The organism is Armatimonadota bacterium (assembly GCA_031459765.1).
GTDB classification, from domain to species: Bacteria; Sysuimicrobiota; Sysuimicrobiia; order Sysuimicrobiales; family Kaftiobacteriaceae; genus Kaftiobacterium; species Kaftiobacterium secundum.
Window position 1 is genome coordinate 1 of the sequence record JAVKHY010000001.1, and the last position, 22248, is coordinate 22248.

Here is a 22248-nt window from a genome sequence, read left to right on the forward strand (position 1 = left end):
TCGTCGAGCGGGATGAGGCGCGGCGAGGCCCCCGTGCGTTCGCGGATCGCGTCCTCGCAGGACTGCAACCCGCACCAGCCGACCTTGACGAACCCCTTGATCCGGTCGATGGCCTCCGCCAGCTCGTCCAGCGTCGCCGCCTGCGTGGTGTGCGTATCGCGGTAGGCCTTCCCGCGGGTAAAGAGTTCGGCCTGGATCTCGTCCAGAATCCGCCCGATCCTCTCTTCCAGCCCGTCCAGCGGCAGGGGCTCTTTGGCCCCTCCCGTGCGCCGGCTCAGCACGACCTGATGGTTCGCCACGTCGCGCGGACCGATCTCCAGACGGACCGGCACCCCCCGCAGCTCCCATTCGTTGAATTTCCACCCCGCGGTATAGGCGTCGCGGTCGTCCAGTTTGACCCGGAAGCGGGCGCTCAGCCGGGCGGCCAGCGCCTTCGCCGCCGGGATCACCCGGGCGTCGTCGCGGCCGAGGATCGGCACGATGACCACCTGGAACGGCGCGATCCGCGGGGGCAGGACCAACCCTTTGTCGTCGCCGTGAGCCATGATCAACGAGCCGATCAGGCGCGTCGTCACGGCCCAGGAGGTGGACCAGATGTACTTCTCCTGGTTGTCGCGGTCCAGGAATTTCACGTTGAACGCCTTGGCGAAGTTCTGGCCCAGGAAGTGGGAGGTGCCGGCCTGGATGGCCTGGCCGTCCGGCATCAAGGCTTCCAGCGTGTAGGTGTTGTCCGCGCCGGCGAAGCGCTCGCTGGGCGGCTTCACCCCCACCAGGACCGGGATGGCCAGCACCTCTTCGAGGAGTTCGCGGTAGATGCCGAGGATCAACCGGCACTCGGCGTCGGCCTCTTCGCTCGTCCGGTGCGCGGTGTGCCCCTCGTGCCAGAGGAACTCCGCCGTGCGCAGGAACAGCCGCGTGGCCTTCTCCCAGCGGACGACGCTGTTCCACTGCAGGAGCAGGATGGGCAGGTCGCGGTAGGACTGGATCCACTTGGCGTACATGGGCAGGATGATCGCCTCGGAAGTCGGCCGCACCGCCAGACGCTCGCTCAGCTCCTCCTCACCGCCGTGGGTCACCCAGGCCACCTGCGGGGCGAAACCCTGGACGTGCTCCGCCTCCTTCTTCAGCAGGCTCTCCGGGATGAGCAACGGGAAGTAGGCCGTGACGTGACCCGTCTCCTTGAAGCGGCGGTCCAGCCAGGTCTGGATGCCCTCCCAGATGGCGTAGCCGTAGGGCCGGATGGCCATCGACCCGCGCACCGGCGTGTAGTCCGCCAGTTCCGCCCGCAGGGCGACCTGCGTGTACCACTCGCTGAAGTTCTCGGATTTCCTAAGCAGGGCCTGAACGCTCTCGCGCTCCTGCACCACAACGGTTCCTCCTCTCGCCGTCGCCTGATTCCGCCCGCCAAACAAACAACCCCGTCCGCAAAGGGACGGGGTTCTCCCGTGGTACCACCCTCATTCCGGCCTGTCGACCGGCGCTCGTCCGCCGATATCGGGGCGGAACCGGCGCCCTTTCGGACGCAGGCTCGGGGGTGGGAACCCCGTCACAGCCCGTGTACGCCGGAATTCTAGCATACGCCCCCGCCGCGTCGCAATGCAGACCCCGTGCTCGTCCGGACTCGCCCGGGCTGATGCGCGTTGACAGCCGGGGAACAGCGCAGTAGGGTGGTGGTACCAACCGTATAGCGATGGAGCTCGCGGAGCCGCCCGGTTTCGGGCTGATAGCTCCTACTGGTGTCAACCGGTAGGGGTTTTTTATGTGCGCAGGAGGGTGGACCCTGGATGGCCGGAGCGCGCCGGATAGATGTGCAGTTTCTCGCGGACGACCTCCGTGAGATTGCCGCCCTGCTGCCCGAGGGGATGTCGCAGGAGGGGCTGGCCCGTCTCCTCGGCCAAGCCCTGACCCTCTTTCGTCGCGACGAGGCCGCCTGGCAGCACCTGGAATCCCGGGATGGACCCCGGGCGGAAGCGGAGCGGACCGAACTCAAGCGCAGAGAGACCACGGCCCTGCTGGTCTCCATGCGCTCCCGCACCATCCTGAGTGAGATGGAGATGTACGAACTCCGGGAACGGGTGCGGGAACTGGGGCGGCGGCATGCGGAGCAACGGGCCGAGGCCGACCGCCTCCGGCAGTCCATCGCCCGGCTCCACCGTCGGATCGCCCAGGTGGAGGCGCTGCTCGCCGCTGCCGCCCCCTCTTCGAACCGCGACGGAGCGCGGTCTCCGGAACGCGGCCCGCTCACCGGGTGGTGGAGGAAACGCAATGGCTGACGCCGCTCGCCCGGTCTTTCCTCCGTTGGCCGCCGTCAGACTGTATCTTCACGGCGACCTCCGAGGCGAGTTCGAAGCGATGATTCGCGATCGCGGCTGGACGGAGGAGGAGGGGGTCAAGATTCTCCTGGCCTACGCCGCGGCCGCCGCGCGCGGCCCGCGGCTGTCGCCCGACCAATCCCGCGACGAATTGGGCGCCGCGCGGGGCGAACTCTCCGTGCTCCGCCACCGGGCCTTTATGGCGGATGACGGCATCAAGACGCTCCGGATGAACGTCACGGGATACGAAAAGTCGCTGGAGCAATTTGCGCGGACCCTGCCGCGGCTGCGGCAGGCAGAACAGGAACTGCAGGCGCGCCTGGAGCGGCTGCTGGCCGAGGCGATCCGTCTCGGGATCGAGCTGCCGCCCGAGGAGGATGAGCATCTGCCGCCGCGGCGCAGCTTCATCGACTTCTACCGCCGCCATGCGCGACAGTAGCGGAGCGCCGCCCCTCGACGCCGCCAGTTACGACGACTCTCCTGGGCGGTCCGACCGAGGATTCGTCTTCGCCCTCCGGAAAGAAGACGCAGTCCTTCCCTCCGCACCAACCAGCAGCTCGATGGCCCGCATCCAGGAGGCCGCTTCCTCCGGAGCGATGGGCTCGGCGCTGAAGCGGTAGTCGTGCTTACGGATGAGTTCGTCCAGATGCCGCCCGAGGTCGTCCAGGGCCGCGAGCTCGGCGTCGATCAGTCGCGCCGCCGTCCGCTCGTCGGCAAGCGAGACGGCGCGGAGAAAGTGGGGCAGGCAGAGGGCGGAAGGGCCGCACAGGCGTTCCCACACCTCCGCGCGGGCAATCCGCGGCAGCAAGGCGTGCAGGGCGCCGTCCTCCATCGTCCGCACGTGCAGGCAGGCCGGACACTCGCCGCTCGGACGGAGCGCGGCGCGCAGGCGCAGCGACGACCGTGCCCGGCGCGGTCGGCTCGCCGCCGCTCGCCGGATGCCGGCGGCGAGGTCCTGAAGGAGATGGCGGTAGAGGATGGCGACGCCCATGGTGTCGCGGAGCGGGACGAGGGCCCAGGCATGGCGGGCGCAGAAACCGCGCGAGTCGATCAATTCGCGGCGGCTGGCGGGATCGTTCACCCGCTCGTAGAGGTATCCCCACAGGAACCGGGCGGCGCTCTCGTCTCCGATCCGGCAGATCGGACACCCCCCCGCCGCCAGCGCCTCTTCCACCCTGGCGAAGACGAGATCCGTGTCGGCGCGCTCCGGCGGTCGCGTCACGGCGCGGAGGCGGGGCGGATCTGGCGGTGCGACCAGACGATCAGGGGAATGGCCACGGCCTGGGCGGCGACCGAGAAGGCCACGAGCAGCGGGATGGAGACCGCGTAGAGGACTCCCATCGCCGCGCTCCCCAGAAACCAGCACAGTCCGTAGCCCGCATTGAAGATCCCGTAGGCGGATCCGCGGCGGTCCGGTCCCACCATCCCGGCCACCGCGGCCCGCATGATGGACTCCTGCGCCCCCATGCCGATACCCCACAGCGTGACGCCGAGCAGCGCGCCCTTCGCGCCGCCCAGGAAGGCCAGCGGCGCGAAGAACAGCGACAGCCCCACCCCCGCGGCGAGGATGCGGATGCCGAGGCGGTCGAAGATCCGACCGAAGCCCAGCGCGGCCAGGGCGTCCACGCCCATCGCCAGCGCGTACAGCAGGGGGATGGTCGCGGGCGGGACGACGGCCCGGCGGCCCCAGTGGAAGGCGAGGAGCGAGAAGTCGGCGTACCCGGCCCCGACCAGGGCCGCTCCGGCGAGGTAGATCCAGAAGGCGCGCGGCAGAACCGCCGCCTCCAGGCTCGTCGCCGTCGGCTCGAGGTCGCGCGGGTTCGGATGGTTCCGTCGCGCCGCCGCCAGCGCGGCGAGCGCCAGCGCGGCGGGGATGGAGAGCACCGCGAACCCCGCACGGTAGGAAGCCCGGGAGACCAGGACGCCCGCCACCGCCAGCGGTCCCAGCACGGCCCCGACCTGATCCAGCGCTTCGTGCAGACCGAAGCCCCACCCCCGACCCGTCCGGTGCGCGGCATGGGAGAGCATGGCGTCGCGCGCGGGGGTGCGCACCCCCTTCCCGATGCGCTCCAGAACGACGAGCGCAGCCGCGGCCGGCCAGGACCCGGCCAGCGCCAGCAGCGGCACTGCGCCGAGGTTGATCAGGTAGCCGGCGAAGGTGATGGTCCAGTAGCGGCGGGTGCGGTCGGCCAGGTAGCCCGCGCCCAGGCGCAGCGCGTAGCCGAGGAGTTCCCCGGCCCCGGCGGCGACGCCCACCGCGGCGGCGCTCGCACCCAGCAGGCCCAGGTACGGACCGACGACGCTGCGCGCCCCTTCGTAGGTCATGTCGGCGAGGAGGCTGACGACGCCGAGCAGGACCACGAAGCGCACCGCCGCCCTGCGGGATTCGGGGCTTCCGCCCACCTCCCGGACGACCGTGGCCATGCTAGGATTGTACTCCGGGGCCGACCACCAGCACCATGCACGGAGCATGATCCACGACCCGGTCGGCCACGCTGCCGACGAAGAACCGCTGCAGGTTGGACATCCCGCGGTGCCCCATCACGATCAGATCCATGCCGTGGGCGCGGGCGTACTCCACGATCGCTTCCGCCGGATGGCCGACGACGATCTCCAGACGCGGGTCGATGCCGTGCAGGCGCGCGTATTCCACGGCCTCTCTCTGGAAGCGCTCGACCACCCGACGTTGCTCCTGCGTGGCCTCCTGCACCTCGCCCATCGTGGCGGGGAAGGCCGGGACGTGGAGCGCCGTGAGCACGGTTACCGTGGCGCCGTAGCGGGCGGCCAGGTCCACGCCCACCTCCACGGCGCGCCTGGCCTGCGCGGAACCGTCGTGGGCGATGAGAATCCGGCCGATGGTCATTCCGCCTCCTCCCCGGCGACCGGCTGCCAGAGGCTCTTCCGGGGCCCAGCGACCGCCCCCTGCCGGCGGGGATCGAACCACCGCTGGGCGATGACCGTGGGCAGTACGGCGCTCAGGATGACCGCGGTGACCAGCAGGGAGAACTGGGTGCGGTCGATGATCCCGGCCTGCAGGCCGTGCAGCGACGAGATCGTCCCGAAGGTGAGCCCGGTACTCATCAGCAGCGTGGCGTAGATCGGCCCTTCGGGCGCATGGCGGCGGGCCAGAGGGAGCACCCCGGCGACCTTGGTCACCAGCTTCACCCCGAGCAGCGCCGCCAGCACCCCCAGGTTCGTGTAGACGGCGGGCAGGGCTACATTCATCCCGGCCTTGATGAAGAAGAACGGCGTGAGCAGGGCGAAGGCGACGACCCGGAACCGCTGCTGCTCCGCGCGGTGCAGGGCGAAGACCCGGGAGACGGCCAGACCGAGGACGAAGGCGGGCAGCACGGCGTGGCTGTCGGCAAGACGGCCGAAGTACATCAGGACGAGCAGGGCGGCAAAGGCACCCTTGATCTCCGGCTCGATCACCCGGTTCCCGTAGCGCCGGAAGAACCAGGGGTGCAGCCGGGGCATGGCCACGACGACGGCCGCGGAGACGGCCAGGAACGCCGCGATCCACCACGTGGGACGGATAAAGAGGATGCTCAGCGCCGCGGCGGTGCCGAAGTCGGTGACGAAGGTGCTGGCCATGATGAGCTTGCCGAGCGGTGTGGCGGTGAGCCCCGTCTCCACGAGTACGGCGTAGACAACGGCGAGCGAGGTCGTGGACAGCGCCACGCCGGCGATCTTCGCCGCGTCCGGCCCCCAGCGCAGGCCCCACAGGGCGAAGGCCCAGGCGCCGGCAAAGGGCAGCAGGAAGGAGAGACCGCCGAGGGCCAGGCTCGCGCCCAACTTCTCCCGCATCAGGTCCACATCAACTTCCGCGCCGGCCAGAAAGGTCAGGACGATGCTGCCGAATCCCGCCAGGTAGTCGATCCAGGGCGTCGTGTGCAGGCCGAGAAAGTTGCCACCGAGGACCCCGAGGACGATCTCGATGAGGGCCACGGAGACGCCCAGTTCCACGGAGAGGATCGCCGCCAGGAAGACGAGCAGCCCCATCCCGACCGCGATCTGCGCATCGCCCATGCACCGGTCTCCCCTCGGCCGCTGGAACGCGCAGCGGCCCCGTGCGCTCCGTCGAGCCGGGGCCGCGTACACGAAAACAGCCCCTACCCGAACCGGGTAGAGGCTATCAGCCGGGACGTCCGGCGGTTCAGGCGAGCCTCATCGCCTCCGGACTGATTATATCCGTGACCCTCTCGCTGTCAATCGGAACCTGCGCGCGGCGCGCTCATGACGTCTCCTGAGACTGGATCCGAACGGGAGCGCGCGCGCCGTTGAGATTCAACTGAGCGGCGAGCTTCTCCCAGCGGGTCATGCCGTGGTTGATCGCGACGATTCGCCCGCGGGGATCGATGACGACTGTGCTCGGGACCGTCATGATCCCGAATCGGTCGGCCAGATCAGGCTGGTCGGCCGCGTCTACCGCGCGGACCTCGACGCGTCCGGGATAGCGCCGCAGCAGTTCGTGGAGGGCCGGTTTCTGCTGGGTGCGGCACGGGACGCAGTCGGGCGTCGAAAACGCCAGCACCAGCGGCCGGGCGCGCCCGGGCGGCACCAGGTCAGCCGCCCCGGTCCGGCGGTAGCGGGCCGACCGCCAGCGCAGGATCAGCCAGACGATCGCCGCGCCCGCGGCCACCAGCATCAGGACCAGCAACCGGTCGGCCACGCGCTACTGCTGCGCCGCGGCTCGGCGGATGAGGCCGGCGCGGCGGAGCTGATAGTAGACGAAGCACCCGGCGCAGAAGTTGAAGACCACATTCACCATGGCCAGTACCGCGACGAGCAGTACCAGAGTCCAGCCCGCCACCGCCGCTCGCGCGGTCAGCGCGATCCATCCGGCGGCCAGAAACGCGGCGCCGACCCCCTGCGCAAATCGGTGCGGCGCCGGCTCATCGTCCACCAGGTTCGGACGCAGCCAGCCCAGCGGCAGAACGAGGCGCTGGTAGATCCCCCGGAACAGCCCCCAGGACGGCCGGGCGGTCGCCACCGCCAGAACCAAGGCCAGCAGCCCGGCCAGCCAGGGAAGATCGGCCAGGAAAGCGGCGGCCGAAACGACCGCGATGCTCACCTGATTGAATTTGATCGCGTTGTGATCGACCTTCGTCACCATCGCTCCCTCCTCCGGACGCACCTGAATACACGAGATGCCACAACTACCGTCGGCGACGGTGGGTGGAAGCGGAGACGGGGTGTGCCTGAGAGCGACTACGAGCGAGCCGGCGAAGGCACACGCTGCCTCCGCCGCGGACAGATGCACTGCCGGGGCGCGTACTGGACCGGCAACCCTGCGCAGACGAATCGGAACGTCATCGACGATCCCTTTTCCGACTCCTGCCGTCAAGATTAGGGGCGGGCCGCACCCCTGTCAAGGTTTCAGGCCCGGGGCTCTGCCTTCACATCCCGTTGCCCGAGGCCCGCCGGTGCAGCTCCGAGATGTGCGCGGCCGCCGCGGGGGAGACGCCGCTGGCCTCCAGGCGACGCAGGCAATTCTCGGCGAGGTCCCGCTGGAACTCCCGCACCAGGCTCACACCCCGCAGGAACGACGCGCCGGCCTCGCCCCCGCCGGCCAGCACGGCGAGGGATTCCTGGATCTCCGGCGGGATGCCCGAGATGTCGCGCGCAAAACTGAGGCGCTCCTCCAGCGCGCCGACGAACCGGTCGATGGCCCGCGGATCCTGCCGGAGCTGGATCCGCACCCGTCCGGTGCCGTAGGCGACGTGGCGGGCCTCATCCTCGTGGGAGCGGGTGAAGATGGTGCGGCTGGCCTCCTCGGGGGCGATCCGGCGGAGGAAGGCGAACAGATCGAGGAACGTCCCCTCCCCCAGCACGTGCAGCAGGAAGGAGGCCTTGTCGAACTCGTCCTGGGCCAGCAGACCCCTCAAGGACGCCTCGGTGTTCGGATAGGCGCCGACGAAGCCCATGCCGTTCAAAAACAGACGCTTGGTGAACACCTCGACGTGGCGGGCTTCGTCCGCCACCTGGGTGGAGAGGAACAGCACCGGCTCCAGGTACGCCGGATGGATGCGGGGGACGAACTTCGCCGGGACATACCAGGCCGCGAACTCCTGCTGCACCATCCAGGTGAGCACCGCGCACAGCGCCCGCTCCACCGGCTCCGGAACACCGCGCCCCCGGGCCCAGGGAATGTCGCGGCCGGCATCCCACTGCCGTGCCCTGGCCTGCTCGTAGAGTTCCTCGACGCCTTCCGCCCACACCAGGCTCCGATCCAGCACCTGGAAGTCGTGGGCCACGCCTTCGCCCGGCGGATACAGCCCCCGCGGCGCCAGGCCCTGAGGGGTCGTGCGCTCCGGCGGGGCGCCGAGGATCGTCCCCAACCGCAGCTCAGGGCCCCGGATCGTCTCAGACATCGGTCTCCTCCGCACCGGAGCGCCGGCGTGTCAATCGCAACGCGGTGATCACCGCTCGATCGGCGCGCCGACCAGGCTACCCCACTCCGTCCACGAGCCGTCGTAGTTCTTCACCCGCTCGTAGCCGAGGAGGTACTTCAGGGTGAACCAGGTCAGCGAAGACCGCTCCCCGATCCGGCAGTAGGCGACGACCTCCTGCTCCGGGCGGATCCCGTGAGCCTCGTAGAGGGCCCGCAGCTCCTCGGGAGCCTTGAACCGTCCATCCTCCCGGACGTTCTCCCCCCAGGGGATGTTGCGGGCGCCGGGGATGTGCCCCCCGCGCTGCGCGCCCTCCTGGGGATAGGCCGGAGGCGCCAGGAGGTCGCCGGAGAACTCCGCCGGGGAGCGCACGTCCACCAGGGCCACACCGGGATGGCCCAGGCTGCGCAGCAGGTCGTCCCGGAACGTGCGGATGGAGAGATCCGGGCCGCCGGCACGGTACTCCGTCGGCGAGAAGCGCGGGACCTCCGCGGTCAGCGCCCGGCCGTCCCGCAGCCAGCGGTCGCGGCCGCCGTTGAGGACGCGGACGTCGCGGTGGCCGTAGTACTTGAACAGCCAGAAGACGTACGTGGCGAACCAGTTGTTGCGGTCGCCGTAGAGGATGACGGTGTGATCATGACTGACGCCGCGGTCGCCCAGGAGACGGGCGAAGCGCTCCCGGTCCACCCAGTCCCTCACCACCGGATCCTGGAGATCCTCCTTCCAGTGCAGACGGAGGGCGCGGGGAATGTGGCCCTCGTCATAAAGTCGCGGGTCCTCATCGGCCTCAATGATCCGCACCGCGGGGTCCGCGTGATGCGCATCGACCCAGTCGGTCTCCACGAGCACGTCGGGATACGCATAGCCGGCCATGGTTCCACCTCCCTGATGATGAGGGAAACGCCTTCGGGTTTGAGCGGCTGCGGAGGCAGAGCCGGCGCCTTCGGAGGAGACTGCGGGATCAGCTCTCAGAGCGGCGAAGGCGCGGAGCTACCTCCGCCGGGGACAGATGCACTGCCGCGGGAGGTAATGCGCACGATGGCCAAGCGCGAAGCGGGATACCATGACATTCCTGATAACTCGGGTCAAGATTAGGCGGATTCCGCCGTCGTGTCAATGCCCTATTTCGACTGGGACCCGGGGGGGGAGAGATCGCGCGCCACGCGGTGGGCGTTCCGGGCCAGGCGGATGCGGGTGGTGAAGAGGAGGGCCAGGACACGGGTGGCTCCCGCGAAACCGCTGAACAGCCAGGCGACGGGCTTCAGTGCCCACAGGAAGATCAGGCTGACCAGCCCCAGCACGCGCCTGAGCCAGGTAAGGTGCCGGCCGACCTTCTGGAGCGTTGCCGACCGGCCGTAGAGCACGCTGAGGACCAGGGTTCCCGCCGACACGGCGAATTTCTGCGCATCGTCGAGGCGGATGTGCCAGAGATCTTCCAACAGCAGTTCGAGCCCGATGTTCAGCACCAGCAGGTAGGCCGCCGCCTCGAGCACCGGGTAGCGCTGAATCAGCCACACGAAGATCCCGGCGGCGAAGCGCATGGTGAGAATGCCCAGCGCCACCCCGGTGAAAACGACCCACAGTTCGCGCGAGAGGGCCACGGCGGCGACGACATTGTCCAGACTGAAGGCGAGGTCGGCCAGCTCGACGGCGACGACGACACTCCAGAAGGACCGCTCCCCCCGCCGGAGGGGCTCGCCGACGGCGTTTCGGGCATCTTCTTCGGCCGTCCCGGGGCCGAAATCTCCCAAGTGGTCCGCGGCCAGCTTGATGAGGTACAACCCCCCGAGCAGGAGCAGCCAGCGGTTCCGCACCACCCAGGTGGCGACGAACAGCATCGTCCCCCGGCCCAGGTAGGCGCCCAACAGCCCTACTTTGAGCGCGGCCAGGCGCTGCCCGCCCAGCAGCCGGTGCACGGGCTGCTGAAGGAATCTCAGGAGTCGGGGCCAGGGGATGGGGTCTTCCCTGGGCAGCCGGGAGACCATGGCGCCCAGGACTGCGGCGTTGTCGATGGAGAGGATGCCCTCCAGGTAGATGAGCTGGAGGACGATCAGGACGACGCCGAGGTCAATCACTCCCTCAGTCTATCGAACCCCCCGGACGGCCGCAACGCTCACCGGTGTTTGTACTGGCGCCGCAGGACGTAGATCTGCGCCGCGTGATACTGATCGTGGTGCGCGATCCCGATGGCAAAGTCGATGACGCGGGCCTGCCCTCCCTCCAGCCACCAGGCCTTGCCAAGAATTTCGGGCAGGCGCTCCTCGCGCAGCGCGCTCAACTCCTCCAGCAGCCGGCCGTGGGCGTCCTCGAGTTCCTTCCTGGCCTCCTCCCACCCCTGCGCCGTGGGCGCCACGGGGCGCCAGTCCATCTCCTCGCTGTACGTCCAGGGCCGGCCGGCCAGCCGCGCGGTCACGGCATCCTTCCAGTAGGCCATGTGTCGGACGATCTCGGCGATGGTGTGCTGCTCCGGGTTGGGTCGCCAGGATGCTTCTTCCGCGGTCACCCCCTCTAGAGAGGGCAGGACGCCGTTGCCGGCCCAGTTCCCCCGACGGTAGGTCTGGTCGCAGTGCTCGACGATCCAGCGGGTAATCTCCATGCGGTTCTCCTTCCGAAGAGTTCGAGCTGCTTAGGCGGCTGCTCGGTGACGGTCGCGGGACCCGCCGCCGGGATCTCGCGCGACCGCAGGCCGACCCGGGCCTGGATCGCGGCCACAACACGCTGCACCTGCCTCCGATAAACCGGAGGCGCGTACTTGCCCCGGTAGAGTCGCCGATACTCCGGGACCAGTTGGGGATACCGATGCGTCAGGAACTCGAAGAACGCATCGCGCGTGATCTCGCCCAGGTGCAGGGTCACCGTGGCCAGCGACGCCGCCCCGTACTCCCTGGCCGCGGTCACCACCTCGGTCAGCGTCCGCACGTCGTCGGTGATGCCGGGGAGGACGGGGGCCAGCATGATCACCGTGGGGATGCCCGCCCGCGACAGCGTCCGCAGCGCTTCCAGCCGCTTGACGGGCGCGGGCGCCCCGGGTTCGATCTCCCTGGCCACGCGCTCGTCCATGGTGGCTACGCTGAAGCACACCCGCACGCCCGGCCCCCGGGCCAGCTCCCGCAGCACGTCCAGGTCGCGGACGATCATCGACGATCGGGTGATCAGCCCCACGGGGGTGCGATAGTCCCGCAGGGCCTCGAGGATCCGCCGGGTGATCTTGTAGGCCCCCTCGGCCGGCTGATAGGGGTCGGTCGCGGTCCCGACTTCCAACTCCTCATGCGCCCACGATGGATGCGCCAGTTCGCGCCGCAGGATCTCCGGCGCGTTGATCTTCACGAAGATGCGATTGCCCCAGTTGTTGACCCCGTCCTGGTCGAGGAACCAATGCGTGCGACGAGCGTAGCAGAACGAACACTGGTGCTCGCATCCCCGGTACGGATTGATGGACCATTGGAACGGCATCCCCCTGACCCGGTTGAGGACGGACTTCGCCTCCACCTCGACCCACACGACCCGGGGATTGACGCGGACCCCGGTGGTCTTGAAGAGCCGTGGCTGGAGCGCCACAGAGGACGTCATACGGAAAAGTGTAATATCGAACACTTGTTCGCATCAATAGGGTGGCTGCCGCGCCGGCGGACGCGGATTTCCTACTCGGCGCAGGTCAGGCAGGGTTCGGGACCCAGCTTCGGCCGAGTCTCCACGGGGAGGGGCTGGCTGATGACCGCGGCATACACGCTGGCCAGCACGAGCCCTCCGCCGACCAGGAGAGAAGCCGACACCCGCGCGCCCTCGAGGATGGCGGCAACGACGATGGCCACGATCGGAAACAGGACGAACTGGTAGTTCGCGGCGGATGCCGTCCATCGCTTGAGGACGAACAGGAAGAGGACGAACGCGGTGCTCGAGCCGAGGAGGACCAGGTAGGCAAGCGCGATCCAGGTGCCCGTCCGCGCGGGAATCGCCCAGGGCTCGCGCAGCAGGAGCGAGAGGGCGGCGAGCACGACGACGCCGGCGGCCAGTGCCACGACATTGGTGCTCACGGGATGCGTCTTGGGGAACTGCTTGACGAGGACCGTGGACTCGGCCACGCAGACGGCGGCGGCGACCATGGCCAGCATCGAACCGTAGGGAACTTCCGAGCTGACCGACCCCCGGAAGACGACGGCGATGCCGGCCAGTGCGATGACCCCGCCGGCCAGTGTCGGCCAGCGGAATGGTTCCTGGCGGTGGAGGACGGCCAGAAGAAACGTCAGGAGCGGCGCGGACGCCAGCACCACGGCGGCCAGACCGGCCGGTACGTGGCGCAAGCCCCAGTAGGCGAACGCATAGCCGGCTCCAAATCCCAGCAGGCCATAGATGACTGCGCCCAGCAACGCGCGCCCGCGCGGCAGGGGAACCCGCTGCACGAGGGCGAGCCCGAGCAGGAGCAGCGCCGCCGCAGCAAAGCGCAAGCTCGCACCCCAGAACGGCGGGAGCTCGCGGTTGCTGAAGCGCACGGCCACGAAGTTCGTCCCACCGATCAGGACGATGACCGCGAAGACCAGCAGGGTCAGCCGATCAGGCACGCGGGGTGTCATATCAGCGCAGTTCGACGTCGGGCTCCCATGGCCTTTGCCGTTCTGGTCTGGCCCGCGTCCGGGCGAACGATTCACCGGTGATCAGCGTATCCCAGGGTAGCACCGCGTCTTGGACACCCTCCCCCGGGGAAGGCCGCAAGCGAAAGAGCTAGAGTGCTGCCGCGCCTCACCCTCGTCGAGCCGACGGCGAACGCCGATGCCATCCTGCGCCTGACCGTGGTCCGGCACGGCCTCGGCCCGGCGTCGGTCCGCGTGTACGTCGATCCGCGGACCACCCCAGGTCAGTTGCTCCGCCTGGCAGATGGCCTGGTTGTTCGTCGATGCCGCGGTGGTGACCGGTGAGACGATCCGGTGGCAGGGCCTTCTCCGGGCAAGACGCCGGTTGAACCTCCCCTGCGTCCGCCGTAATGTTCCGGTCATCGTCTACACTCCCGCGGAAGACATCGATCCTCGACTGGTTCAGGACGTCGTCGATGACCTGGGGCGGCGACTTGCGGGCTATGTCCGGACGGAGTTCCGCGCCATGCAGAACCCGCCCCCGCCGCCTCCCGCGGACGACGAGGTGAGCCGCTAGGTCGGCGCGCCCGGCCGGATCACGCCCGGGCGTTCACGCGCTCCCGGCACCAGGCGTAGAGGGCGTCGTAGACCGGCATCTGCGCCTCGAGCTTCTCGTGGTCCCGGTCGCCGTAGAGCGTCGCGAACCCGTGGGCCACGGCGCGCAACCCCGCGGCTTCCGGCTCGAGGGCGATGTCCTGGGGGATGTCGGCGCCGTGCACGATGCGCCCCAGCAGCAACAGGCCCGGATCGCGCAGGTCGTACTTGCGCAGGATCGACTCGAAGCTGCAGCGGCCTTCGACGTGGCCCAGTTCGGCGCCCGCCACGTCGAACACAGTGGCCCCTTCATGGGCCGCCGCCTGCTCGACTTCGTCCGGCGCGACGTAGAGGAACTCGGCGGCGGGATCGATGAACCGCCGGATGAGCCACGGGCAGGCGATGCGGTCCACCTTCGCGTTCCTGCGGGTTACCCATTTCATGACACTCCTCCGCGGTTTGAAACCGTCGCTCTCCTTCGGACTAGATCTGGGCCCGCGGGTCGAGGGCGTCGCGCAGGCCGTCCCCCAGGAGGTTGAACCCCAGCACGGTCAGGGCAATGGCCAGGCCCGGGAAGGTGGCGATGTGGGGCGCGATGAGGAGGTAGTCCCGGCCGGTGCTGACCATGAGCCCCCACGACGGTGCCGGCGGCTGCACCCCCAGCCCCAGGAACGACAGCGCCGCCTCCAGCAGGATGGCATTGGCCATGTACAGGGCCGAGTAGACGACGGCGACGGAGATGCAGTTGGGCAGGATGTGGCGGGCGACGATCCGGCCCGGGCCGGCCCCGATCACCCGCGCGGCCACGACGTACTCCTGCGCTTTGATCGACAGGACGGCGCCGCGGATGACACGGGCGAACCCCGGCGTGGCCCAGATGCCCACGGCCAGGATGGTGTTCATCAACCCCGGGCCGAGGGCGCTGATGATGACGATGGCCAGGAGCAGGTAGGGAAAGGCCAGCAGGACGTCCATCACCCGCATCGAGAGCTGATCGACGCTCCCCCCGTAGTAGGCGGCGGTGGTGCCGATCGCCGTCCCCAGGATCAAAGCGATGAGGACCGCAATGCCGCCGGCGAGCAGCGCCACGCGGCTGCCGAAGATGAGCCGGCTGAGGATGTCCCGCCCGAACTCGTCCGTGCCCAGCAGGTAGGCGCGCGAGGGCGGCAGGCGTTTGTCCTCCAGCGTCTGGGCGGAGGGGTCGCGCGGGGCGAGCCAGGGCGCGAGCACGGCGACCAGAACCAGCAGGGCGACGATGGCCAGACCGGCCAGGGCCAATCGGTTGCGGCGCAGGCGGCGCCAGAACAGCTGCGCGCCGGTCCGCGGTGCCGGACCGCTGCGCGGGACGGCGGCGCGCTCTTCGGCGGAGAAGGCCGCACTCATCCGTAGGTGATCCGCGGGTCGAAGTAGGCGTAGGAGAGATCGACCAGCAGGTTGACCGCCAGATAGGTCACGGCCAGCACGATCACGCCGCCCTGGAGCAGGATGTAGTCGCGGGCGAAGATGGCGCGCACGATCATCCGGCCGATGCCGGGCCAGGCGAAGACCGTCTCGGTGAGGATGGCCCCGCCCAGCAGCTGGCCGGTCTGCAGCCCCAGAACGGTGACCACCGGAATGAGCGCGTTGCGCAGGGCGTGCCGCGCCAGCACCCGGGGCCCGGGCACGCCCTTGGCCCGCGCGGTGCGGATGTAGTCTTCGCGCAGCACCTCCAGCATCGCCGAGCGCGTCATGCGGGCCAGCATGGCGACGGTGGGCAGGGCCAGCGTGAACGCCGGCATCACGAGGTGGGCGGGCGTGCCCCGTCCCCCGGCCGGCAGCCAGCCCAGCCACAGGCTGAACACCACGATCAGCAGCAGCCCGATCCAGAAGATAGGCATGGAGAGGCCGAAGAGCGTCGTCACCCGGACCAGGTTGTCGAGCCAGGAGTTGGGCCGGCGCGCGGACAGCACCCCGAGGGGGACGCCCGCGGCGACGGCGAGGACCAGGGCGGCGATCCCGAGCTCGGCGGTGGCGGTCCACACCTCCGCCAGCTCGTCGTTCACGCGGCGCCCTTCCCGGAAGGAGCGGCCCAGGTCCCCCTGGGCCAGGCGCACGACGTAGCGGACGTAGCGCACGGCCAGCGGTTTGTCCAGGTCGAGCGAGGCGCGCAGCCTGGCCACCATCTCCGCCGTAGCTCCCTCCCCCAGCATCAGCGCGGCGGGATCCCCCGGGATGAGGTCCACGGTAAGCATGATGAACAGCGGCACGCCCAGGAGCACGGGAACGAGGGCCAGCAGGCGCTGCAGGACGAAGCGGCTCATCGCGGATCAGCGACCGGGGTGGCCGGGGGAGGCGCGACACCCCCGGCCACCGGCGATCGGCCGGGCTACTTGTCCAGCCAGATGTAGGCGAACCCCTGGTTGTATTCGATCGGGTGCGGCACGAAGTTCTTCACGTAGGACCGCAGCACCGCGATCTCCTTGGTGGTGTAGAAGGGGATGAACATGATGTCGCGGGCGATCATCTCCTGCGCCCGCCGGTACAGCGCCTCGCGCTCCTCGGCCTTGACGCTGACGCGCGCCTGGTCCACCAGCCGGTCGAACTCCCGGTTCACGTACCGCCAGGTGTTCCACCCCGTCGGCGGGGCCATGTTGGACCGGAACATGGGCAGCAGGCTGTAGTCGGCGTCGGCGGTGGTCGTCACCCAGCCCAAGGTGAAGAGGTGGTAGTCCAGCTGGGGGGCGCGGACGTGGGTGAAGACGGTACCCCACTCCAGAAAGTTCAGCTCCACCCGCACGCCGATCTGGCGCATCTGCGCCTGCCAGGCCTCGGAGATCTCGGCGTCTTTCAGGTAGCGTCCCCGCGCGCTGATCAGGCTGAGCACGAGCGGCATGCCGTCGCGCACCATGACGCCGTCGGGCCCGGGCCGGAACCCCGCCTCCTGGAGCAGCGCCCGCGCCTTCGCCGGGTCGTAGGGATACCGCCGGTCCAGCTCCATGGGCGCGTAGCCGAAGACCCCCGGGGCCAGGATGCCGTCCGCCGGAGCGGCCGCGCCCTCCAGCACGTTGTCCAGGATCGCCTTGCGGTTGGTCCCCATGAGCAGCGCGCGCCGCACCCGCACGTCGGTGAGCGGCGAGCGGGTCAGGTTCATGCCGATGAAGACGACGCGCTGCCCCTGGGCTTCGGCCACGACAAAGTTGCTGTCGCGCCGGAAGGCCGCGAGCTGCGAAGGGGCGGGGACCAGCACCATATCCACCTCGCCGGTGCGCAGGGCGATCATGCGCGCCGACTCCTCGGGGATGACGCGGAAGACGATGCGGTCGAGATAGGGCTTCGGACCCCAGTAGTCGTCGTTGCGCACCACCGTAATGCGGTCGTTGGTGCGCCACTCCTGGAACTTGAAGGGACCGGTGCCGACCGGGGCCCGGCTGAACTCCTGGCCCATTTTCTGCACGGCGGCGGGGCTGACGATGCCGGCGTAGAGCATCGCCACGCTGTAGAGCAGCGGGGCGTAGGGCTCCCTGGTGGTGATGTCCACGGTGAACTCGTCCACGACCTCCGCGCCCTTGATGGGACCGGCCAGGCTGGCCCAGCGGGCCGGCGCCTTGGGGTCGAAGGCCCGATCGAAGGTGAACTTGACGGCCTGCGCGTTGAAGGGTGTCCCGTCGTGGAAGCGGACGCCCCGGCGCAAAGTGAACCGGATGCGGCTGGCGTCGATGACCCGATAGCCCGTGGCCAGGACGGGTTTGATCTTCATATCCGGACCCAGCGCCACCAGGGGTTCGAGGATCATCTGGTAGATCCAGGCCCCGGGCGCCGTGGTCTCGAAGTGCGGGTCCAGCGAGACGGCATCCACCGGCCGGGCGATGGTCAGCGTACCGCCCCGGCGCTGCGCCCGCGCCGCCGGCGCCGTCAGGCCGGCCAGCAGCACCACGGCGACGAGAACAGTTCCCCACCGACATGCCATCGATCGTGTCATGAGACCACCTCGACGCGAACAGCTCCGAGATGGGCCGTCAATTCTTCGTCTTCCCGCGGCGCTCCTCCACCGCCTCATCCGCTCTGCGGAACGACGCGTCACCAGACGAAGGGAATGAACCGGCTCGTGGTCCGGGCGTAGGCGGCGTAGGCGGCGCCGTGGCGGGCCAGCAACAGGCGTTCTTCCAGGGTGGCCTGGTAGTGGATGCGCAGGACGGCCAGCGGCGTGACCACGCCGAAGAGCAGGTTCGGCTGGAGCAGCCACGCCGCGACGTAGTAGGCGATGAATGAGGCGTAGATGGGGTGGCGCAGGTAGCGGTACGGCCCCTCCCGGACCAGCGGCCCCGGGGCGTCGGGATCGATCCCGATGCGAAAGGCCGGACCCAGCGTCCAGATCGCCGCCCGCTGCAGGAGGAGCCCGCCGGCGAAGAGGACGGCGGCCAGCGCGGGGAGCGCGGGCGACTGGATCACCGGACGGAACCAGCGCACCCCGGGTAGCAAGGTGGAGGCCACCAGCGCGGCGGGGAAGACCAACATCAGGGCGGCGGCGATCTTCATCTCCAATCCCCCGGACGGCGCGAACACGATCGGCCCGCCGCCGATCAACCGCCGGGTCCGGCGGACGGCCCCCACCGTCACGGCGTAGAAGCCAAGGGCGAAGAGCACGGCAATGGCGGGGATCATCTACCTAGCAGTTGCCTGCGCCGACGCCGAATCCTCCCGCGCCTCGCCCTTCCACAAGCGCCGCATCTCGGGGGAGCGCCGGAGCAGATCCTCGAGCGCCCCTTCCGCCTCGACGCGTCCGTCCTTCAGCACGACGATCTGGTCGGCGCGGCGAAGCGCCACGCGGCGGTGGCTGACCACCAGGCAGGTGACGTCCTCGAGGGCGAAGAGGCGCTCCCACAGCGTGCGCTCGGTCTCCACGTCCACGGCGCTGCTGAGGTCGTCGATCACCAACAGCTCCGGCTTGCGCACGAACATGCGCGCCGCCGCGGTGCGCTGGATCTGGCCGCCGGAGAGCTTCACCCCGCGCGGGCCGACCACCGTCTCCAGGCCCTTCTCCAGCATCTCGACGTCGCGCTCCATGACCGCGGACCACACCGCCCCCGGCAGATCCGCGCGGGCCGCGGGGAGTCCGAAGAGCACGTTGTCCCGGAGGGCCTCGCTGAAGAGGCGCGGCACCTGGGGAATGTACGCCGCCTGCGGCATCACGAAGAACTCGGCGGGACGCTCCACGCGTCTGCCGTTCCAGTGGATCTCGCCGGCGTCTTTGGGCAGCAGGCCGATGAGCACGCGCACCAGCGTGCTCTTCCCGGAACCGATGCGCCCGGTGACCACCGTGAAGGACCCGCGGCGCAGGGTGAAGCTGACGTCCTGGATCCCCCGCCCCGTCGCCGGATCGAGATAGGTCAACCCTTGCACCTCCAGGCGCTCCAGTCGATCCTCGTCGATCCGCTCGGGGACCGGGGCCTCCGGGAGCGCGCCCGTCAGGTGAAGGGGTTTGTGCTCGACGAGGCGCGACGGCGCTTCGCCCTGCAGCAGCTCGACCAGGCGCTGCACGGAGACGCCGGCCTGCCGGTACCGCGCCGAGAAGTTGCCGATGAGGGTCATGCCCTCGGTGACCAGCCCCAGGTAGAAGACAAAGAGGGCGAAGTCACCGACCGTGAACGCACCGGTGCGGATGGACCGGCCGGCCAGGAGCAGGATGAGGCCGGTGCCCAGGTTGATCGAGCTCCAGAACACGGCGCCCAGCAGCTCGGTCAGCAGGCTGTCTTTGAGCGAGACGCGGCGGCGCTCCTCGTTCAGCACGCGGAAGCGGTCGATGACGTGCGCCTCGGCCACGGCCACCTTGACCGCCTGCACCGCCCCGAACATCTCGCCGATCAGGTCGGTGACCCGCCCCGCCGCCTCCCGCGCCGCCCGCCGGTAGCGGAGGATGCGCTGGCGCAGAAGGGCCACGACGGCGACGATGGCCACGAGCGGCAGCAGCACCACGGTCGTGATGAAGGGCTCGATCCGGAACATGATCGCCGCGCCGACGAATCCGGAAAGGACGATCCCCACGCCGTCCACCGTCATCTCGATCAGCTTCAGCAGCTCATCGACGTCGTCGCGGAAGCGGCTCATCGCCTCGCCCGGCGAGTCGGGCAGCGCCTTCGCCCCGGGCCGGCTGAGAATGCTCTCCAGGAGGTTGCGCCGCAGCAGCCCGGCCCGGTGGAAGAAGAACGTGGCCCAGGCGTCGACGCCGAGGATGTTGATCGCCACGCGTCCCAGGGCCACGCCGACCAGCAGGGCGAGCAGGCTCCACAGTCCCCATCCCGCGGTCTCCCCGCCGGTGATCGCGTTGAAGACGGCGCGGGTGACCAGCCCCATCAGGAGCGGCGTCAGCCAGAAGGCGGTCCACAGCACCATGTTCCAGGCGTAGGCCCACGGCTGATACGTCAGCAATCGCCAGAGCACGCGCCACGTGCTCATGCCAGCATCTCTTCCAGCCCGGTGCGCAGCAGCGAGGCGAACCGTGAGGCCGGATCGGCTGCCAGCTGCGCCCGCGGTCCGTGCTCGAGGACCGCGCCGTCTTCGAGAATGAGGATCTCGTCCGCCCGCTGCACCGTGCCCAGGCGGTGGGCGATGACGACCGCGGTGCGGCCGCGGAGCAGCGCGGCGACCGCCCGCTCCACCAGCTGCTCGGTGGCCGGGTCGAGCCGCGAGGAAGCCTCGTCCAGGATCACCAGGCCCGGGTCCTTGAAGAACACGCGGGCGAAAGCCAGCAGCTGCGCCTCGCCGGCGGACAGCGACCGGGGGCCGATCGGGGTATCCAGACCCTGCGGAAGGGTTTCCATCCATTCCTGCAGGCCGAGTTCGCGCAGCACGGCGATGATCTGGGCTTCCGAGATACGCGGATTGAAGAAGGTCAGGTTGTCGCGCACCGAGGCGTGGAACAGCTGCACGTCCTGCGTGACCAGGCCCACCCGGTTGCGCAGATCATCGAGCGGCACGTCGCGGACGTCGATTCCGCCCAACCGCACCGCCCCCGACGTCGGATCATAGAAGCGCACGAACAGCCTGCCGATCGTGGTCTTGCCGCTCCCCGTCCGGCCGAGCAGGCCGAGCACCCGTCCCGGCTCCAGACGAAAGCTGACATCCCGCAGGACAAGCTCGTCCTCGACGTAGCCGAAGGAGACCTGATCCGCTTCCACCGTCAGGGCCCCGCCGGGCAGCCGGAGCGCCCCGTCTTGCGTCGCGCTCCGCAGCCCGAGCAGATCGCCCACGCGGGAGATGCTGGCGCTGGCCCGCTGCAGCTCCTGCATCTGCCGCGTGATCTGCTCCAGCGGCCGCCGCAGCATCTCCGTGTAATGGAAGAACAGGTACACGGTCCCCACCGTGATCAGCCCCCGGCGGAGCAACCACGCCCCCATCCCGAAGGCCAGGGCGTTGCCCACGGCCAGCAGCACCGCGGTCGTCGCCCACATCACCGTCCCCCGCAGCCACGCCCGACGGGATTTCTCGAGCTGGTTGCGCAGGGCCTCGGACAGCCGGCGGAGCACGTAGGGTACGGCGCCGCTGGCCCGGATATCCTCTGTGCCGGAGAGGCGCTCCTCGAGGAAGCCGAGCAGAATGGCCCCGGCCTGACGGGACTCCTTGAAGTATGGAATCGCCGCCTCCATCAGCCTGCGCAGCAGGAGCAACGTCGTCACGGTAAAGGCGGTGTAGACGAGCCCGACGCGCCAGTCCGCGCGGTAGAGCAGCACCAGGATGCCCGCGAGCAGCACGGCGTTGCCCAGGACCTTGATCACGAATTGCGAGAAGAAACCCGAGAGCTGCGTCACGTCGCCGTCCACGCGCTCGATCATCTCGCCCGGCGTTTTCGCGTTGTGGAACGGCAGGTCGAGCCGCAGGCAGTGCAGGGCCAAATCCTCCCGCACCTTGTTGGTCGCCGTCCAGCCGACGTTCTCGCTGGCGTAGACCGACAGGGCGGAGATGAGGTGTCCGGTGAGCGCCACGCCCAGGAACACGCCGGCCAGACGCGCCAGGACCTCCGGCGACGCGCCGCCGCGGGCCAGGTCGATAAAGCGGGCCAGGATCTGCGGCATGAGCAGCTGCAGCGCAATGCTGCCGAACAGCAGCGCCGCGAGCAGGGCGACCCGCATCCTCTGCGGCTGCAGGTAGCTCAGCAGAAACCGGCGATGTTGAGCGTATGAGACGGCCATAGAAGCTCCCGGACCTTCGGCTCGCGTTCGACCGGAAGATCGCAGCGCGGAAATGCAAACGGCCACGGGAACCGGCTCGTCCCCGTGGCCGCCACGACAGCGGTGGCGGTTACTTACAGGTCACGAGGCGCACCCGGTCGGGTTCGCGCGCCATCTTGGCGAATCCTGATCATGGGCGCACCTCCCGTCTGTGGCAAAGTGTAACAGCAGACAGAGC

Annotated in this window: 23 protein-coding genes and 1 riboswitch; of the genes, 3 read left to right on the forward strand and 20 right to left on the reverse strand. The window is 69.4% G+C overall.

Annotation, left to right across the window (positions count from 1 at the left end; genetic code table 11):
- Positions 1–1364 (reverse strand): proline--tRNA ligase (gene proS, locus QN141_00005; protein MDR7556853.1); only part of this gene is annotated, 1364 nt, incomplete at its 3' end.
- A 420-nt stretch (positions 1365–1784) separates the two neighbouring features.
- Between proS and QN141_00010 the strand changes: the two genes are divergently transcribed.
- Entirely contained in the window at positions 1785–2273 is a 489-nt protein-coding gene (locus QN141_00010) for a hypothetical protein (GenBank protein ID MDR7556854.1), read from the forward strand.
- Positions 2266–2751, forward strand: a complete 486-nt coding sequence (locus tag QN141_00015; protein MDR7556855.1) for a hypothetical protein — start codon at positions 2266–2268, stop codon at positions 2749–2751. The genes QN141_00010 and QN141_00015 overlap by 8 nt, the downstream gene beginning before the upstream one ends.
- Before the next feature lie 27 nt (positions 2752–2778).
- Here the strand turns inward: QN141_00015 and QN141_00020 are convergent, their stop codons facing one another.
- The 12 genes from QN141_00020 to QN141_00075 all read right to left on the reverse strand — a co-directional run bounded on the left by QN141_00020 (position 2779) and on the right by QN141_00075 (position 13263).
- Positions 2779–3534: a DUF6062 family protein gene (locus QN141_00020; protein MDR7556856.1), complete on the reverse strand. Its 756-nt coding sequence runs from the start codon at positions 3532–3534 to the stop codon at positions 2779–2781.
- Complete coding sequence (locus QN141_00025) at positions 3531–4736, reverse strand: MFS transporter (GenBank protein ID MDR7556857.1); 1206 nt, start codon at positions 4734–4736, stop codon at positions 3531–3533. Before QN141_00025 ends, QN141_00020 begins: the two co-directional genes overlap by 4 nt.
- 1 nt (position 4737) lies before the next feature.
- A complete protein-coding gene (locus QN141_00030) occupies positions 4738–5175 on the reverse strand; it encodes a universal stress protein (protein ID MDR7556858.1) in 438 nt (145 codons plus the stop codon).
- The gene (locus QN141_00035; protein MDR7556859.1) at positions 5172–6341 is read right to left on the reverse strand and encodes a cation:proton antiporter; all 1170 of its coding nucleotides are present in this window, start codon (positions 6339–6341) and stop codon (positions 5172–5174) included. The genes QN141_00030 and QN141_00035 overlap by 4 nt, the downstream gene beginning before the upstream one ends.
- Positions 6342–6431: 90 nt before the next feature.
- Positions 6432–6496, reverse strand: a riboswitch (Fluoride riboswitch).
- 50 nt (positions 6497–6546) lie between these two features.
- The gene (locus QN141_00040; GenBank protein MDR7556860.1) at positions 6547–6984 is read right to left on the reverse strand and encodes a thioredoxin family protein; all 438 of its coding nucleotides are present in this window, start codon (positions 6982–6984) and stop codon (positions 6547–6549) included.
- 3 nt (positions 6985–6987) lie between these two features.
- Positions 6988–7428 (reverse strand): DUF4395 domain-containing protein, encoded by a 441-nt coding sequence (locus QN141_00045; GenBank protein MDR7556861.1) that lies wholly within the window; start codon positions 7426–7428, stop codon positions 6988–6990.
- 283 nt (positions 7429–7711) lie between these two features.
- On the reverse strand, positions 7712–8686 hold the full coding sequence (locus QN141_00050) for a ferritin-like domain-containing protein (protein MDR7556862.1): 975 nt from the start codon (positions 8684–8686) through the stop codon (positions 7712–7714).
- 48 nt (positions 8687–8734) lie between these two features.
- Positions 8735–9577: a sulfurtransferase gene (locus tag QN141_00055; protein MDR7556863.1), complete on the reverse strand. Its 843-nt coding sequence runs from the start codon at positions 9575–9577 to the stop codon at positions 8735–8737.
- A 248-nt stretch (positions 9578–9825) separates the two neighbouring features.
- Entirely contained in the window at positions 9826–10779 is a 954-nt protein-coding gene (locus QN141_00060; GenBank protein ID MDR7556864.1) for a tellurium resistance protein TerC, read from the reverse strand.
- A 38-nt stretch (positions 10780–10817) separates the two neighbouring features.
- Positions 10818–11300 carry a DinB family protein gene (locus QN141_00065; GenBank protein ID MDR7556865.1) on the reverse strand — a complete coding sequence of 161 codons (483 nt, stop codon included), beginning with the start codon at positions 11298–11300 and terminating at the stop codon, positions 10818–10820.
- A complete protein-coding gene (locus tag QN141_00070; protein ID MDR7556866.1) occupies positions 11213–12262 on the reverse strand; it encodes a radical SAM protein in 1050 nt (349 codons plus the stop codon). The genes QN141_00065 and QN141_00070 overlap by 88 nt, the downstream gene beginning before the upstream one ends.
- Before the next feature lie 83 nt (positions 12263–12345).
- Positions 12346–13263, reverse strand: coding sequence for an EamA family transporter (locus QN141_00075; protein MDR7556867.1), 918 nt, complete (start codon positions 13261–13263; stop codon positions 12346–12348).
- A 313-nt stretch (positions 13264–13576) separates the two neighbouring features.
- Here QN141_00075 and QN141_00080 point away from each other — a divergent pair, with 313 nt between their 5' ends.
- A complete protein-coding gene (locus QN141_00080) occupies positions 13577–13849 on the forward strand; it encodes a hypothetical protein (GenBank protein MDR7556868.1) in 273 nt (90 codons plus the stop codon).
- Between the two features lie 19 nt (positions 13850–13868).
- Here the strand turns inward: QN141_00080 and QN141_00085 are convergent, their stop codons facing one another.
- The 7 genes from QN141_00085 to QN141_00115 form a co-directional block, all read right to left on the reverse strand.
- Positions 13869–14309 (reverse strand): chromate resistance protein, encoded by a 441-nt coding sequence (locus QN141_00085; GenBank protein ID MDR7556869.1) that lies wholly within the window; start codon positions 14307–14309, stop codon positions 13869–13871.
- 40 nt (positions 14310–14349) lie between these two features.
- Positions 14350–15249 carry an ABC transporter permease gene (locus QN141_00090; protein MDR7556870.1) on the reverse strand — a complete coding sequence of 300 codons (900 nt, stop codon included), beginning with the start codon at positions 15247–15249 and terminating at the stop codon, positions 14350–14352.
- The gene (locus QN141_00095; GenBank protein ID MDR7556871.1) at positions 15246–16166 is read right to left on the reverse strand and encodes an ABC transporter permease; all 921 of its coding nucleotides are present in this window, start codon (positions 16164–16166) and stop codon (positions 15246–15248) included. The genes QN141_00090 and QN141_00095 overlap by 4 nt, the downstream gene beginning before the upstream one ends.
- Before the next feature lie 65 nt (positions 16167–16231).
- A complete protein-coding gene (locus tag QN141_00100) occupies positions 16232–17812 on the reverse strand; it encodes an ABC transporter substrate-binding protein (protein MDR7556872.1) in 1581 nt (526 codons plus the stop codon).
- Between the two features lie 110 nt (positions 17813–17922).
- The gene (locus QN141_00105) at positions 17923–18507 is read right to left on the reverse strand and encodes an isoprenylcysteine carboxylmethyltransferase family protein (GenBank protein ID MDR7556873.1); all 585 of its coding nucleotides are present in this window, start codon (positions 18505–18507) and stop codon (positions 17923–17925) included.
- Positions 18508–20298: an ABC transporter ATP-binding protein gene (locus tag QN141_00110; GenBank protein ID MDR7556874.1), complete on the reverse strand. Its 1791-nt coding sequence runs from the start codon at positions 20296–20298 to the stop codon at positions 18508–18510.
- Positions 20295–22031, reverse strand: a complete 1737-nt coding sequence (locus QN141_00115; protein ID MDR7556875.1) for an ABC transporter ATP-binding protein — start codon at positions 22029–22031, stop codon at positions 20295–20297. Before QN141_00115 ends, QN141_00110 begins: the two co-directional genes overlap by 4 nt.
- Positions 22032–22248: the final 217 nt, after the last annotated feature.

What these genes read in the sequence shown, in the direction of transcription:
- QN141_00010 (MDR7556854.1), top strand. Translation starts at nt 1,785, where the DNA reads ATGGCCGGAGCGCGCCGGATAGATGTGCAGTTTCTCGCGGACGACCTC.
- QN141_00015 (MDR7556855.1), top strand. Translation starts at nt 2,266, where the DNA reads ATGGCTGACGCCGCTCGCCCGGTCTTTCCTCCGTTGGCCGCCGTCAGA.
- QN141_00025 (MDR7556857.1), bottom strand. Translation starts at nt 4,736, where the DNA reads ATGGCCACGGTCGTCCGGGAGGTGGGCGGAAGCCCCGAATCCCGCAGG.
- QN141_00030 (MDR7556858.1), bottom strand. Translation starts at nt 5,175, where the DNA reads ATGACCATCGGCCGGATTCTCATCGCCCACGACGGTTCCGCGCAGGCC.
- QN141_00035 (MDR7556859.1), bottom strand. Translation starts at nt 6,341, where the DNA reads ATGGGCGATGCGCAGATCGCGGTCGGGATGGGGCTGCTCGTCTTCCTG.
- QN141_00045 (MDR7556861.1), bottom strand. Translation starts at nt 7,428, where the DNA reads ATGGTGACGAAGGTCGATCACAACGCGATCAAATTCAATCAGGTGAGC.
- QN141_00050 (MDR7556862.1), bottom strand. Translation starts at nt 8,686, where the DNA reads ATGTCTGAGACGATCCGGGGCCCTGAGCTGCGGTTGGGGACGATCCTC.
- QN141_00055 (MDR7556863.1), bottom strand. Translation starts at nt 9,577, where the DNA reads ATGGCCGGCTATGCGTATCCCGACGTGCTCGTGGAGACCGACTGGGTC.
- QN141_00065 (MDR7556865.1), bottom strand. Translation starts at nt 11,300, where the DNA reads ATGGAGATTACCCGCTGGATCGTCGAGCACTGCGACCAGACCTACCGT.
- QN141_00080 (MDR7556868.1), top strand. Translation starts at nt 13,577, where the DNA reads ATGGCCTGGTTGTTCGTCGATGCCGCGGTGGTGACCGGTGAGACGATC.
- QN141_00085 (MDR7556869.1), bottom strand. Translation starts at nt 14,309, where the DNA reads ATGAAATGGGTAACCCGCAGGAACGCGAAGGTGGACCGCATCGCCTGC.
- QN141_00090 (MDR7556870.1), bottom strand. Translation starts at nt 15,249, where the DNA reads ATGAGTGCGGCCTTCTCCGCCGAAGAGCGCGCCGCCGTCCCGCGCAGC.
- QN141_00095 (MDR7556871.1), bottom strand. Translation starts at nt 16,166, where the DNA reads ATGAGCCGCTTCGTCCTGCAGCGCCTGCTGGCCCTCGTTCCCGTGCTC.
- QN141_00100 (MDR7556872.1), bottom strand. Translation starts at nt 17,812, where the DNA reads ATGGCATGTCGGTGGGGAACTGTTCTCGTCGCCGTGGTGCTGCTGGCC.
- QN141_00105 (MDR7556873.1), bottom strand. Translation starts at nt 18,507, where the DNA reads ATGATCCCCGCCATTGCCGTGCTCTTCGCCCTTGGCTTCTACGCCGTG.
- QN141_00110 (MDR7556874.1), bottom strand. Translation starts at nt 20,298, where the DNA reads ATGAGCACGTGGCGCGTGCTCTGGCGATTGCTGACGTATCAGCCGTGG.
- QN141_00115 (MDR7556875.1), bottom strand. Translation starts at nt 22,031, where the DNA reads ATGGCCGTCTCATACGCTCAACATCGCCGGTTTCTGCTGAGCTACCTG.